Raw genomic sequence first — 12,534 nt, 5'->3', positions numbered from 1 at the left:
AGCCAAGGTGAAAAGCGAAACGGTAATTTAGCACAACCAAAGTGATGCGCGCCAATCAACTCATCTCACGGCTGCGCCTGACGCGCAGCCCGGGCCAGTCGCAAGCGCTGCCACGCCATGCCCAACAGCACCAGCACGCAGAAAGCCAGAAAGGGCGTGTCGCCCCAGAAGGAATAAGGCGTCCGCTCCAGCCTTCCGGGCAGGGCGACATCGCGCACGCCCTCGCCACTCGGCTCCAGCGCTACCCGCGGGCGCCCGAGCGCATCGACCACGCCGGACACGCCGAGCGCGGCCGACCGAACCATCGGCAGGCCGCTCTCGATACTGCGATAACTGGCCTGGTTGAAATGCTGACGAGGTCCCGAAGTCGGCCCGAACCAGGCGTCATTCGACAGATTGTAGAGCCAACCGGCCCGCCGTTCCGCCGAACGGACAAAGTCCGGAAAGATCGACTCATAGCAAATCAGGGGCAGCATGTCGGGCGCGCCGGGTATTTCCAGGACATTGGCTCCGGGGCCCGGGCTGAACTGATACCGGGCCAGGTCCTGCAGCGCCGGTATCCCGGTCAGCGCCATGACGCTGGCGAGCGGGGTGAATTCTCCAAACGGGGTCAGGCGAACCTTGTCGTAAAGCGCGGCGATACGCGGCGTTCCCGACTGGTAGCGCAAAGCCGCCAGCGTGTTGAAATATCTCAGCTCTTCGCCATGGGGCGCACGCCGGTTGACGCCGGACAGCAGGATCTGGCCACCATTGAGCACATCGCCTATCCGGGCCAGCGTGGCCCCGTCCTCGAGCATGAAGGTCGGCAGGGCGCCCTCCGGCCAGACGACATGTGTGACCTCGTCGATGCCGGGCCGCGCCGTCAGGGCGAGATATCGGTCGCGGGTCAGCTCCGCACCGCCCTCCGCCCATTTCTGGGCTTGCGGAATACCGGCCTGTACCAGCCGGATTGTCACGCCAGGGACATTTTCGGGCGCTGTCGCGGCGAGCCGTATCGCGCCGGTCGCCAGGACAATCATGGAAATGCCGAGAGCGGCGAAGGCGGGCAGGCTGCGCGCCAGCTCGAGCCGAGGTGCGATTGCCAGCAGGGGCGCCGTAAGGACAAAGATGGTCAGCAGGCTCAGCCCGTAAACGCCGAACCAGGACGCCGTCTGGCTGACCAATCCTCCGGCTGGCCAGACATAGGCCGGCAAATTCCAGGGCAGCCCGCCGAGCAGATGGCCTCTAATCCATTCCGCGAACGCCAGCGCGGCGGCAAAGACCAGGACCCGCCAGACCGAACGCGGTGCCAGCGCACAGTAAATCACTGCACCCAGCCCCGTGAAGGCCGCCATCAGGGCCGCCAGCCCGGGCAGCGCGATCGGCGCGAGAAACTCGACACCATTGCCGCGGGTCAGGAAGGCATAGACCACCCACGCCATGCCGGCGATGAAATAGCCAAAACCGAACAGGAAGCCGCGAAGGAAGGCGCTGCGCAGGGGCCGCTCGAGTCGGCGTGACCCGTCGAGCGCCGCGAACAGAATCCACAAACCGATCATCAGGGCCGGAACGATGTGGAGCGGTGCCACCGCGAGGGCGCTGAACAGGCCCGCCACCAGAATCGCGATGCGCGGCCGCCAGCCGACGCGTGTAGCCAGCCAGGTTCGCGGCCACCAGACCAGGAGGTGGAGACGGCGCATCAGCCTGCGTCCGCAACGTCCGCAACGTCCGCAGCATCGACGCCAGCCGACTTGGGCCGCTTGTTGGGCGCCCGGACCCGCATGCGCTTGATGCGGCGCGTATCGGCCTCGATGACCTCGAACTCATAGCCGGTCGGGTGACGGATCACTTCGCCGCGCTCGGGGACACGGCCGATCAGGGTGAAAACCAGCCCGCCAAGGCTGTCGACATCCTCGTCCTCGTCTTCCGCCGCAATCTCCTCACCGACCACGGCCTCGAAAGCGTCGATCTCGGCCCGCGCATCAACATCCCAGACTCCGGGACCGCGTGCGCGAATTGCCGGTGTCTCCTCGTCATCGTGCTCGTCTTCAATGTCGCCGACGATCGGCTCGATGAGATCTTCCAGCGTCACCAGCCCATCAGTACCGCCATATTCATCAACAACCAGGGCCAGATGCATGCGCCGGCCCTGCATGCGGCGCAGCAGGTCGAGCGCCTTCATCGAGGGCGGGGCGAACAGCAGGGGACGGCCGATCGAAGGCAGTACCTGTTTCTGGGCCCAGCCGGCCGGACGCTTGCCGGACGAGCCGGGCGCCAGATGACTGACCACGTCCTTGATGTGAACCACCCCGACCGGGTCATCCAGCGTATCGCGATAGATCGGCAGGCGGGAGTGCGCTGCTTCCGCAAAGATCTTTGCCAATTGGCCGAGCGGGGTTGTTATGTCGACCCCAATGATGTCCGCACGCGGCACCATCACATCGGCCACGCGCAGCTTGTCGAGTGCATCTGCCTCAATGGAATTGTGGACGGGCGCTAGCGGCGTGGCACCATTGCCCTTTGACGCACGCGTCGCGGACCCGAACAGGCGGGCAAACCAGGGTCGACTGTCAGCTTCGGCAGGGGCGGATGTATCGGTCATTCAGCTTGCGGGTCCGGGCCCGCATCCTCGTTGGCATAGGGGTCGGCAACGCCGAGACGGGCGAGTGCGCGGCGTTCGATCATCTCCATGACCTCTGCCTCGTCATCATGCTGGTGATCATAGCCCTGCAGGTGCAAGAATCCATGGATGATCAAATGCCGCAGATGATCCGCCGGATCGATGGAACGACCTTCGGCTTCCCGCAACACGACACCAAATGCGACTGCAATATCACCGAGATGATTGTCGACATGCTCGCCGGACGGGAAAGAAAGGACATTGGTCGGACCATCCTTGCCGCGAAACTTCCGGTTCATCGCGGCAACGGCTTCGTCACTGCCCAGCAGCACAGCAACCACGCCCGGCGCGCGATCGGGCAGCTCGTCACAGGCTGCGCGGATCGCCTCCTCGGCGAGGCGCGTCTTGCCTTCCAGCGATGACCAGGCGTCATCCTCGACAATCAGATCAACGGCGTTCATCGTGGTTGCACGGAGCCGGTTCGGCTGCGCGCATCATCCTCATAGGCTTCAACAATACGGGCCACAAGATCGTGGCGAACCACATCAACGCGCGAAAAGCGCGTGATGGCAACACCTTTGGTGTTGGAAAGGATATCCAGCGCGTGCGGCAGGCCTGACGGGTCCCGCGGTCCAAGGTCACACTGGCTCGGGTCACCGGTCACCGCCATGCGCGAGCCTTCTCCCAGCCGCGTCAGCACCATCTGCATCTGGGCGCGCGACGTGTTCTGCGCCTCGTCGACGATGACAAAGGCCCGGTTGAGCGTACGGCCGCGCATGAAGGCGATCGGCGCGACCTCGATCCTGCCATCTTCACGCATCTTCTCCAGCTGGCTGCGCCCCAGCGTATCAGCGAGCGCATCCCAGACCGGCAGAAGATAGGGGTCGACCTTCTCGTTGAGGTCGCCCGGCAGGAAGCCGAGCTTCTCGCCGGCCTCGACGGCAGGCCGGGTTATGATGAGCTTCTCAACCTTGCGCTGGATCAGCATCGAGGCGCCATAGGCCACGGCGAGCAGGGTCTTGCCGGTACCGGCCGGGCCGACGCCGAATATCAGGTCATAGGCCTTTTCGTTTTTCAGTGAGCGGACATAGGCACGCTGGCCCTCGGTGCGAGCGATCAGGCTGGAGCCACGCGGCACCCGGATTACACCATCATCGACCAGGCCCGGCGTCTCCTCGTCATCCTGCAGCCTCAGGGCGGCACGCACCGCCGCCTCGTCGCAGGTCAGCCCGTGCTCGAGGCTGCCATAAAGGCGCTTGAGCACGCGCTTGGCCTCGTCGCGCGCGCTGCTGTCCTCGGCCGTGATCACGACCTGGCCACGACCGGGCGCGCTGATCGAGACACCCAGATCCTCTTCGATCAGCATGAGGAAGCGATCACCGGCACCGGCCATGCCGCGCAGGCGTTCGACATCCTCGAAATACAGGCTCTCAGAGGCAGCCTTGCGGGGTTTGGCGGCTCGCTTGCGAGCCGGGGGACGCGATGCAGTCACGCGGCACTCCGTTTCGTCCCGACCAGACGCCCGGACAAGGCGTTGCGGGAGGCGGTTTCAATCTCGACCCCGGCGATCTGGCCAATCAGCTCGGCGGGACCGTCGACATGGACCGATTGCAGATAGGGGCTGCGGCCGTGCAGCTGTCCGTCGAGCCGGCCGGGCTTTTCAAACAGGACCGGAAGCGTCCGGCCGATCATGCTTTCATTGAAGGCGACCTGCTGGCCGTCGAGCAGGGCCTGGAGCGCGGCCAGACGTTCGGACTTCACGCCCTCATCGATCTGGTTGAACATCGCTGCTCCGGGCGTCCCGGGACGCTTGGAATACTTGAACGAGAAACAGGACGCGTAATTGACCTGCCGCACCAGCTCCATCGTCGCCTCGAAATCAGCATCGGTCTCGCCGGGGAAACCGACAATCATGTCGCCGGAAATGGCGATGTCCGGGCGGACTTCGCGCAGGCGGGCAATGGTGGCGAGATAGTCGGCGGCGACGTGCTGGCGGTTCATTGACTTGAGGATCTTGTCCGAGCCCGACTGCACCGGCAGGTGAAAATAGGGCATCAGCTTGGGCGTGTCGGCAAAGGCCTGGATCAGGTCTTCATCCATATCACGCGGATGCGAGGTGGTGAAGCGGATGCGCTCGATCCCGCCAATCAGCGCGATATGACGCACCAGCTGCCCCAGGCCCCAGGCGCCATCGGCCTCGCGGCCACTCGGCGGCGCGCCGTGGAAAGCATTGACGTTCTGGCCGAGCAGGGTGACTTCCCGGATACCCTTGGCCGCCAGGGCGCGGATTTCGGCAATAATCTGGTCAACCGGGCGCGACCATTCGGCACCACGCGTATAGGGCACGACGCAGAAGGTGCAGAACTTGTCGCAACCTTCCTGCACGGTCACGAAGGCCGAATAACCCTCGACCTGGCGGTCACTGCCCAACCTGTCGAACTTGTCCTCCACCTCGAACTCGGTATCGAGCGTCTCACCTTTGGCGCGATGGGCCTGGGCGATCAGCTCGGGCAGCTTGTGGTAGGTCTGGGGCCCGACAACGAGATCGACGACCGGCGCGCGGCGCATGATTTCGGCGCCCTCGGCCTGGGCAACGCAGCCGGCCACCGCAATCGTCATGCCGCCAGCCGAAGCCTTCTCGTCCTTGAGCGGGCGCAGGCGTCCAAGCTCGGAATAGACTTTCTCGGCAGCCTTCTCGCGAATGTGGCAAGTATTGAGGATGACGAGGTCCGCGCCTTCCGGCGTGTCCGCCGACTCATAGCCAAGCGGCGTCAGAACGTCCTTCATCCGTTCGGAATCATAGACATTCATCTGACAGCCATAGGTCTTTATGAAGAGGCGTTTGCGCGTCTTGCTCATGAAATCCTTCGACCTGCCCGGCAGATCGCTACCTCATTGCTGTCGAACCCGCTTTCGCCGGCAGGTCCGGGGAGGCGCGGGTTATGATGGATATGGGGGCTGAACGCAAGGCCTGCCAGTCGATCCGGTCCGGACGTGACTATTCTGCCGGGTCGGACACCGAGGCTGACGGCAGCACCGGTTTCACGGCCGGGCCAGGATCATGGCGCCGGGCGGACAGGCCGATCATCAAGGCGATGAGGGTCAGCGCTGACGCAAGCAGGAAGGGCGCGCCCGGAAAGGTCACCGCAGCCTCGTCTTCGGAGAAGTGGGAGAAAAGGCGCGACATCACAAGCGGGCCAATGATCATCGACAGGCTCTGCAGCGAGGTCATCGCGCCCTGCAACTCACCCTGGGCGTTCGAGGGAACGAGGCGTGACATCACCCCCTGCAGCGCCGGCTGACCGATCCCGCCCAGAGCGGCAAACAGGATAATCGCGTAGACCATCCAGCCCGTGCTTGCGAGGCCGTAGAGTGCGTAGGCGATGACAGCGAGGGTCAGCGAGATCGTGATCGCGCGCCATTCGCCCAATTTGGGCACCAGAACTCGGGTCAGCCCGCCCTGGACGATCGCGGATGACAGCCCGACCGCCATCAGCGAAAGGCCAATCTCGCGCGGCCCCCAGCCGAATTTGAAGTCGGTGTAGTAGGACCAGATCGCCGGATAGACCGAATGCCCCAGCAGCATGAGGAAGATGGCGAGCATCAACACCAGCACAGCCGGGTATTTTCGCATCTGAAGCAGGGAGCCGAGCGGATTGGCCCGTCGGATATCGAATTTTCGGCGATTTTCCGGCTTAAGCGTTTCCGGCAGGACAATCAGGCCGTAGACAAAATTCGCACCGGCAAGGATGGCGGCAGCGAAGAAGGGTGCCCGCGGACCGAAATTGTCACCCAGGAAGCCACCGATGGCCGGCCCCAGCGTAAAGCCGACACCGAAGGCGGCACCGATCAGGCCGAAACGGGCCGCGCGCTGCTCGGGCGGTGTGATATCGGCAATGAAGGCATTGGCCGTCGAGTAGCTGGCACCGAAGATGCCGGCCAGAATCCGCCCGACCAGTAGCAGCCAGAAAACCGGGGCGAACCCCATGACCAGATAGTCGATGGTGAAACCGGCGAGCGCTGCGAGCAGGACAGGCTTGCGGCCAAACCGGTCCGACAAACCGCCGACAATCGGCGCGAACACGAATTGCATGGCCGCATAGGAGACCATCAGCCAGGCGCCCAGAATGGCCGCATCATCCGCCTGCAATCCGGTCAGCTCTTCGATCAATTCCGGCATGACGGGAATGATCAGGCCAAAGCCGATCATGTCGATCAGGACCGTGATGAAGATGAAGATGACCGCGTGTTGACCGGTCGGACGGACGGACATGGCGTTCCCTTGGTTCCGGACCGGCAAGGCCGGACCTGGCGCCTAGTCCTCGGCGCTCTTCAGCGGTACGCCGTAAAGTTCGAGCCGGTGATCGACAAGCTTGTAGCCCAGCTTGCGCGCGATCGCCTCCTGCAGACGCTCGATTTCTTCATTGACGAATTCAATGACCTCACCGGACTTCAGGTCGATGAGATGGTCATGATGCTCGTCCCCGACTTCCTCATAGCGCGACCTTCCGTCGCGGAAATCATGGCGCTCGATGATGCCGGCTTCCTCAAAGAGACGAACCGTCCGGTAGACGGTAGCCAGCGAAATGCGGGGATCCTCCTCGGAGGCGCGACGGTGCAATTCCTCGGCGTCCGGGTGATCGTCGGACTGCGACAGGACGCGGGCGATGACGCGGCGCTGGTCCGTCATTCGCAGGCCCTTGGCGATGCAAAGCTTCTCGATCCGGTCCGGCATGATCATCCCCCTATCAGTCCCGTGGAGAAATAGGCGCTCACGGGGCGGTCTGTCCATCTTTCTGCAGCCATTTTTCAAGCACGAGCGCATCGGCTCCGTCACGATAATAGGCACGGCGGCGGGCGATTTCGTCATATCCCGCCCGCTGGTAGAGAACTCGGGCACCCGGATTGTGTTCCGACACCTCCAGAAAAACCCGCACAACGCCCTGGTTCAAAAGCCGCGCCTCGCCAAAGGCCAGGACTTTCTCGGCCAGGCCCTGGCGACGGCAGGCCGGATCCGTTGCGAGGGTCAGCAATTCGGCTTCATCGGCAGCGCTGCGGAACATGGCCATCGCCTGGTAGTCGCGGCCCTCGCGGCAGGCCAAGGCCAGACATCCCGGCAGGTTGAGGAGAGAGGCGATGTCCGCCGCCGACCAGGGCGTGGCGAAACAGCGCGCGTGCAGGTCCGCGAGATAGCCGGCGCATGATGCCGAAACGGCCTCCACAGCCTGGCTCATGCCGGCTCCACACCGCCTGGCAATTTGGCGTCGGGCGGCCTTGCATAGAAAGGTGAGGGCGGGTGATTGGCCGGATCCAGCTCACCGGTCATTGCGAGCATGACCGCAGGATCGAGCTCGACCATGCCAAGGTTCGGAAACCGGTCCGGCAGACAGGCAGCACCGCTTCCTGTGACCGCAATGCCGGCCCCGGCCAGTTGTTCGAGCCGCTCTGGCAGATCGGCCACATTGCGGCGCTCCGGTGCGCTCACGCCAGCATCACTCCAGACCTGAAAGATCACCTCGCCGCGCTTGGCATCATGCAGGACGGCAAGAGGTGTCCGCTTGTCGGCCTGGCGGGCCAGAACCGCGAGGTTGGACAGGCCGACGCAGCTGGCGCCGCAAGCCAGCGCAAGACCGCGGGCAAAGGCGACACCGACCCGGGTTCCGGCGAAGCTGCCCGGTCCGATTGTGACCCCGATCCGGGCGATATCGCGCGTTTCGACCATGGCGTCCGCCAGCAGCTGCTTGACCATCGGCGCGAGCCGTTCAGCATGGCCACGCCCGATCGCCTCACTGGCAACGCGGGTCGCTCCGCCATCCAGGCGCAGGGCCACCGTGCAGTTTGCGCCCGTCGTATCGATTGCCAGCCAGATCATGCCAGCCATTTAGAGGATATTTGCGGCAAGGTCGAAGCCCCGGCGCGGCCAGCCACCCGGCAAGGCTATTCCACCGCCTCGACAGACTGGATTTCCGGAATGTAGTGCTTGAGCAAATTCTCGATGCCCGACTTCAGCGTCATCGTCGAGGACGGGCAGCCCGAGCAGGCGCCGCGCATTTTCAGGCGCACGATGCCGCCATCGGAAATGTAGGAATGAAACAGGATATCGCCGCCGTCCTGGGCGACTGCCGGCCTGACACGCGTGTCGATCAGTTCGATGATTTCCTTCACCAGGCTTTCGTCCGCGCCGGCATAGGCCGCATGACCGCTCTCAGTCACGGCATCACCGAGAAGCGGCCGCCCTGACTGCAGCCCGTCCATGATCGCGCCGAGCAGGAAGGGCTTGATGTGGTCCCACTCATAGGCGTCAGTCTTGGTGACGGCGATGAAATCCTCGCCGAAGAACACACCCGACACGCCATCGATCAGGAAGAGGTCAGCGGCGAGCGGCGCGGTGGCAGCATCCTCCTCGCTTTCAAACTCGCGAGGTCCGTCCGGCGCGATTTCGCGGCCAGGCAGGAATTTCAGCGTATGCGGATTCGGTGTGGCTTCGGTCTGGATGAACATGGCAGGGCCTCCTGGAAACCACTTGGCGCTCTTTCGGCCGCCTTTCAACCACACTCCCGTTGTGGTTTTCAGACCAGGGCGTCGATCTCGGCCTCTTGCATGTCGCCTGGCACCACCGTGACCGGGACCGCGCGGCCGGAAAACAGGCCCTTGCCACGCGCCAGCGCCGTCACCAGCGGGCCCGGACCTTCGCCATTGGCCGAGGCCGCCAGCACGAGCAGGGAGATCAACGGGTCTTCCTCAAGCAATTCGGACAGGACCTGGCGACGGTCCCCTTCGCGCAGCAGGAGCTCGGGTCGCTCCCCGGTCACGGCCTCGGCATCTTCTGCCATGGATTCCAGCAGCGCTTCGGCTGCCGATTCGGCTTCGCGCTTGGCCGTTTCTGCAACACCGATCCAATGGCTGAAATCGCCGGGCTCATGCGTAGCGAGAATGGTAATATGGGCGCCCGTCGCCTGGGCCCGCCGGGCGGCGAAGTAGAGCGCTGTCCGGCACTCTGTGCTGTCATCTGCGACGACGAGAAACTTGCGCGTGCTGTCCGGCATGATCGGAGTTTGCCGCCTGCCGCACGACACGTCCAGCAATTCATGCTAACGCCTTCTCCAGAAGGGAATATCATGGACTCGAAGACATTCGCCGATCGCCGCAATGCCGGCACACCCCTGCGCCGCTTCACGCTGGATTCGCACGCCATCCACTGGCGCGGCGGTGACGCGGACACGGATGACAGCCTGCCGCTGGACCAGGTCCGACAGGTCCGTCTGGCCGTCGAAATGGCCGGCCAGGACAGTCAGGTCGTGTGCCGTTTAACGGATGCGCAGGGACGTGAGATTGCCTTCGGATCGATGCGCTGGGCCGGTATCGGCCAGTGGGAAGCCAATGCCCGTGATTTCCGGGCCTTCCTGCACGCGCTGCATGTCGGCCTGGCCCGCCAGCCCGGGCCGATACGCTATGTCGAAGGCTCGTCCATGGCCTTCCTGATCATCATGACCTCGCTCGGCGCTGTCTTGGCGCTGATCGGTGCCGGTTTCTTCGCCAAGCTCTTCCTGATCGACGAAAACGCGATCGGGCTGGTACTGATTCCCGCCATCGCGCTGGGCGTCTGGCTGATGCGCCTGTTCTGGCCGCGCGCTGCCAAGCGCTATGATCCGGCGACGTACACCGCACCCATCAGCGGCGAAATGACCTGTCACGAAGCCGGTTCCGACGCGGAACTGGCAGGAAACGAGGGTTCGGTAACGCCTCGTTAACCATACCCGTCCCGCGTCAGACCGTCAGCCAAACCCGTCCGGAACGAGGATCACTCGTCGGCCGGGGCGTCCGGCGGCGTATTGCGCACCTGGAAAACGACCGGAACCTCGCCCGAACGCTCGAAAACCAGAACGCCGCCAACCCGGTCGCCTTCAGCGACCGCAGCCAGCCCATGCACCATCAGGTGGAGACCGGCCGGCCTGAAGATCAGCGCGCCGGTATCGTTGAGGTCCTGCGGAGGTACGGGGCGCATCCGCATCATCCCTTGGTCATCCATGATGTGACCATGCATCTCGACACGCGTGGCGCCATCGATGCGGGCGGACAGGAGGCGGTCCGCATGCCCCTGCGACAGGCTGGCGGAAAAATAGGCCGCCGTGACGTCGCGCCCCTGCGGATGCGGGCGCATCCAGGCCAGACCGATATCCACAACCGGCATCACCCCATCATCGGGCAGCGCGCCAGGCTGGGCGCCGTCCATGGCGTGCATGGCTCCGTCAGCCTGGTGAGCCGCTTCCGGTTCAACCGGATCGGACCCACCGCCGCAGGCGGTCACGGCAAGCCCGATGGCGGGTAATAGAAAGTGCATTTTCATGATCTCATCCTCGTGAAGGAGGGGGCGCGCTATTGCGCGCCGCCCCAAGCGTATTGCCATCCCAGCGTGAGCGTCCAGTCGGTCTCCATCTGCGGCCCGTTCAGGTCCTGATACAGTGGACGACCCAATTCGGCTGCCAGACGCTGACCCCGCAGGCTGCCGGCCTGCCCGACCCAGTTCACGCCCAGCGAAGCGGTCAGGGTTTCGCCACCGTAGAACGCCGGATTCCCGGTCTGGATGGGCGGAGCGATACGGCTGTCAGCACCTTCGATCCGGCCCGTCGAAGACCCCTCCACGCGCCCGAAGAACGCCCATTCCGGACGCGGTGACCAACCCAGCCAGCCGGTCGCCGAGACTTCGTCGCCAAGCCGGTAGTCCGCATCATTGTCCTCGATCCGCAAGGTCGCGACAGCCTGACCGCCCCAGCTCCAGTGCCCGGCGTTGTGGGTGACGGTCGCACCGAGTATCGGGTCGAGCGTGCCCGAGCCGAGCTGCATGGCATAGGGCATGGTCATGACCGGGGTCGTGCCCATGGGCGTAAAGACCCGGGCCGTCTCATCAATCGATCCGGTGGGAAGCGACAGGCCGACCCGAATATTGAGCCGGGTCGCCCCGTTGTCGAGCATGTCGATCAAGGCCGAGAGCTTCACATCGCCAAACCCGGTGCTGCGCGTCGTGAAACGCCCCAGCTCGGTATCACCCATCATCCCGGCGAAGGTGATGTGGTCCATCTCGTTCTCGAGATAATTGACCATAGCCATCACGGTAATCCGGTCACTGGGCGCATACATCGCGCCGAACATGTGCATGTCCATGGTCATATGGTCTGGCACGACACGCAGCATGGGCGGCATGCCGTGCACATTGGGGATGGTGGTCACAATATCCTGCGGCGAAACAGCGGTCCGACCGATCCTGTTGCCGTCCATCTCCATGCGCATGAAGCGATAGGACAGCATCCACTCGCCGGCTTCATGGGTATGATCACCCATCACGCCAATCGGCGCATGGGCATCCGCGCGCACAGCATCCGGTTCATGCGCCCAGGCAGGCGCGCTCGCAACGAGCGCCATAGCGCCCGACATCATCAGGTTTTTCATAGAGTTTCTCGCTGTTTTGGCCGCGCTTCGAGCGCCGGCCGGGATCACAATCAGACAGGCGTGTGATCCGAGCGAGGTGGCCCACGCGCGTCCGGGCGCAGACGCGGGCGCTGCAGGGCGGCGAGCAGGCCTGTGCGGCGATGCTGCAGGAGGGCATGCGCATCAGGCGGAGCCAGCTCAGAGAGCGCTGCAACCGGCAAAGCGATAACCGGACAGGCCAGGCAATCATCGCAAACCGGGACTGGTAAGCCGGCATCACCAGCCGCAGATTGACCAGCGAGTTCGGCCAGGATGGCAAGATTCGCGGTATCTTCGGCGCCCAGCTCGGCGCGTGCCCGAGGCGCGCAGAGCAACCAGCTTTCATCGCCGCTGACACGTGCCAAAGCGTCCGCCGCAAAGGGGAAGACGGCGCTCCAGACGAGCGCCAGGCACAAGAGGCCGGTTCGGAGGCGATTCCAGTTCATGATGTGGCTCTAGCCGATGCGCCC

Annotated in this window: 15 protein-coding genes; 1 reads left to right on the top strand and 14 read right to left on the bottom strand. The window is 64.2% G+C overall.

Translation table 11 applies throughout. The features are described from left to right. Positions 1 to 65: 65 nt before the first annotated feature. From lnt to QZZ02_RS09100, 11 genes are all read right to left on the bottom strand, one after another. On the bottom strand, positions 66 to 1,679 hold the full coding sequence (gene lnt, locus QZZ02_RS09150; protein WP_291843846.1) for an apolipoprotein N-acyltransferase: 1,614 nt from the start codon (positions 1,677 to 1,679) through the stop codon (positions 66 to 68). Continuing rightward, positions 1,679 to 2,581 (bottom strand): hemolysin family protein, encoded by a 903-nt coding sequence (locus QZZ02_RS09145; protein ID WP_291843844.1) that lies wholly within the window; start codon positions 2,579 to 2,581, stop codon positions 1,679 to 1,681. Before QZZ02_RS09145 ends, lnt begins: the two co-directional genes overlap by 1 nt. Next, a complete protein-coding gene (ybeY, locus tag QZZ02_RS09140; protein WP_291843842.1) occupies positions 2,578 to 3,060 on the bottom strand; it encodes an rRNA maturation RNase YbeY in 483 nt (160 codons plus the stop codon). The genes QZZ02_RS09145 and ybeY overlap by 4 nt, the downstream gene beginning before the upstream one ends. Further along, complete coding sequence (locus tag QZZ02_RS09135; protein WP_291843840.1) at positions 3,057 to 4,091, bottom strand: PhoH family protein; 1,035 nt, start codon at positions 4,089 to 4,091, stop codon at positions 3,057 to 3,059. The genes ybeY and QZZ02_RS09135 overlap by 4 nt, the downstream gene beginning before the upstream one ends. Next, positions 4,088 to 5,458 (bottom strand): tRNA (N6-isopentenyl adenosine(37)-C2)-methylthiotransferase MiaB, encoded by a 1,371-nt coding sequence (gene miaB / locus QZZ02_RS09130; RefSeq protein WP_291843838.1) that lies wholly within the window; start codon positions 5,456 to 5,458, stop codon positions 4,088 to 4,090. Before miaB ends, QZZ02_RS09135 begins: the two co-directional genes overlap by 4 nt. A 139-nt stretch (positions 5,459 to 5,597) precedes the next feature. Continuing rightward, the gene (locus QZZ02_RS09125; protein WP_291843836.1) at positions 5,598 to 6,872 is read right to left on the bottom strand and encodes a TCR/Tet family MFS transporter; all 1,275 of its coding nucleotides are present in this window, start codon (positions 6,870 to 6,872) and stop codon (positions 5,598 to 5,600) included. A 42-nt stretch (positions 6,873 to 6,914) separates the two neighbouring features. Further along, a complete protein-coding gene (locus tag QZZ02_RS09120; protein ID WP_291843834.1) occupies positions 6,915 to 7,334 on the bottom strand; it encodes a Fur family transcriptional regulator in 420 nt (139 codons plus the stop codon). 37 nt (positions 7,335 to 7,371) lie between these two features. Continuing rightward, on the bottom strand, positions 7,372 to 7,833 hold the full coding sequence (locus tag QZZ02_RS09115; RefSeq protein ID WP_291843833.1) for a GNAT family N-acetyltransferase: 462 nt from the start codon (positions 7,831 to 7,833) through the stop codon (positions 7,372 to 7,374). Beyond that, the gene (tsaB, locus tag QZZ02_RS09110; protein ID WP_291843831.1) at positions 7,830 to 8,480 is read right to left on the bottom strand and encodes a tRNA (adenosine(37)-N6)-threonylcarbamoyltransferase complex dimerization subunit type 1 TsaB; all 651 of its coding nucleotides are present in this window, start codon (positions 8,478 to 8,480) and stop codon (positions 7,830 to 7,832) included. Before tsaB ends, QZZ02_RS09115 begins: the two co-directional genes overlap by 4 nt. A gap of 56 nt (positions 8,481 to 8,536) precedes the next feature. Further along, positions 8,537 to 9,100, bottom strand: a complete 564-nt coding sequence (locus QZZ02_RS09105) for a NifU family protein (protein ID WP_291843829.1) — start codon at positions 9,098 to 9,100, stop codon at positions 8,537 to 8,539. Between the two features lie 68 nt (positions 9,101 to 9,168). Continuing rightward, positions 9,169 to 9,645 carry a universal stress protein gene (locus QZZ02_RS09100; RefSeq protein ID WP_291843827.1) on the bottom strand — a complete coding sequence of 159 codons (477 nt, stop codon included), beginning with the start codon at positions 9,643 to 9,645 and terminating at the stop codon, positions 9,169 to 9,171. A gap of 72 nt (positions 9,646 to 9,717) precedes the next feature. On the opposite strand from QZZ02_RS09100, the gene QZZ02_RS09095 reads away from it, so the two are divergent. Continuing rightward, complete coding sequence (locus QZZ02_RS09095) at positions 9,718 to 10,350, top strand: hypothetical protein (protein ID WP_291843825.1); 633 nt, start codon at positions 9,718 to 9,720, stop codon at positions 10,348 to 10,350. A gap of 50 nt (positions 10,351 to 10,400) precedes the next feature. Here QZZ02_RS09095 and QZZ02_RS09090 read toward each other — a convergent pair whose 3' ends face one another. Genes QZZ02_RS09090 through QZZ02_RS09080 form a run of 3 tightly spaced genes read right to left on the bottom strand, consistent with a single transcriptional unit; the run spans position 10,401 to position 12,510 of the window. Beyond that, positions 10,401 to 10,946, bottom strand: coding sequence for a copper chaperone PCu(A)C (locus QZZ02_RS09090; protein ID WP_291843822.1), 546 nt, complete (start codon positions 10,944 to 10,946; stop codon positions 10,401 to 10,403). A 29-nt stretch (positions 10,947 to 10,975) separates the two neighbouring features. Next, on the bottom strand, positions 10,976 to 12,046 hold the full coding sequence (locus QZZ02_RS09085; protein ID WP_291843821.1) for a transporter: 1,071 nt from the start codon (positions 12,044 to 12,046) through the stop codon (positions 10,976 to 10,978). Positions 12,047 to 12,096: 50 nt separating this feature from the next. Continuing rightward, the gene (locus QZZ02_RS09080; RefSeq protein ID WP_291843819.1) at positions 12,097 to 12,510 is read right to left on the bottom strand and encodes a hypothetical protein; all 414 of its coding nucleotides are present in this window, start codon (positions 12,508 to 12,510) and stop codon (positions 12,097 to 12,099) included. Positions 12,511 to 12,534 lie beyond the last annotated feature (24 nt).

This window comes from Maricaulis sp., assembly GCF_015665295.1.
Lineage (GTDB): Bacteria > Pseudomonadota > Alphaproteobacteria > Caulobacterales > Maricaulaceae > Maricaulis.
The sequence above is the reverse complement of the archived record's forward strand: the minus strand, read 5'-3'. Positions and strand labels throughout refer to the sequence as shown.

Bases quoted from the DNA above. Each gene is read 5' to 3' on its own strand.
- QZZ02_RS09080 (WP_291843819.1), bottom strand. From the start codon at position 12,510: ATGAACTGGAATCGCCTCCGAACCGGCCTCTTGTGCCTGGCGCTCGTC.
- QZZ02_RS09100 (WP_291843827.1), bottom strand. From the start codon at position 9,645: ATGCCGGACAGCACGCGCAAGTTTCTCGTCGTCGCAGATGACAGCACA.
- QZZ02_RS09120 (WP_291843834.1), bottom strand. From the start codon at position 7,334: ATGCCGGACCGGATCGAGAAGCTTTGCATCGCCAAGGGCCTGCGAATG.
- lnt (WP_291843846.1), bottom strand. From the start codon at position 1,679: ATGCGCCGTCTCCACCTCCTGGTCTGGTGGCCGCGAACCTGGCTGGCT.
- QZZ02_RS09115 (WP_291843833.1), bottom strand. From the start codon at position 7,833: ATGAGCCAGGCTGTGGAGGCCGTTTCGGCATCATGCGCCGGCTATCTC.
- QZZ02_RS09095 (WP_291843825.1), top strand. From the start codon at position 9,718: ATGGACTCGAAGACATTCGCCGATCGCCGCAATGCCGGCACACCCCTG.
- QZZ02_RS09090 (WP_291843822.1), bottom strand. From the start codon at position 10,946: ATGAAAATGCACTTTCTATTACCCGCCATCGGGCTTGCCGTGACCGCC.
- QZZ02_RS09145 (WP_291843844.1), bottom strand. From the start codon at position 2,581: ATGACCGATACATCCGCCCCTGCCGAAGCTGACAGTCGACCCTGGTTT.
- ybeY (WP_291843842.1), bottom strand. From the start codon at position 3,060: ATGAACGCCGTTGATCTGATTGTCGAGGATGACGCCTGGTCATCGCTG.
- QZZ02_RS09085 (WP_291843821.1), bottom strand. From the start codon at position 12,046: ATGAAAAACCTGATGATGTCGGGCGCTATGGCGCTCGTTGCGAGCGCG.
- QZZ02_RS09105 (WP_291843829.1), bottom strand. From the start codon at position 9,100: ATGTTCATCCAGACCGAAGCCACACCGAATCCGCATACGCTGAAATTC.
- tsaB (WP_291843831.1), bottom strand. From the start codon at position 8,480: ATGGCTGGCATGATCTGGCTGGCAATCGATACGACGGGCGCAAACTGC.
- QZZ02_RS09125 (WP_291843836.1), bottom strand. From the start codon at position 6,872: ATGTCCGTCCGTCCGACCGGTCAACACGCGGTCATCTTCATCTTCATC.
- miaB (WP_291843838.1), bottom strand. From the start codon at position 5,458: ATGAGCAAGACGCGCAAACGCCTCTTCATAAAGACCTATGGCTGTCAG.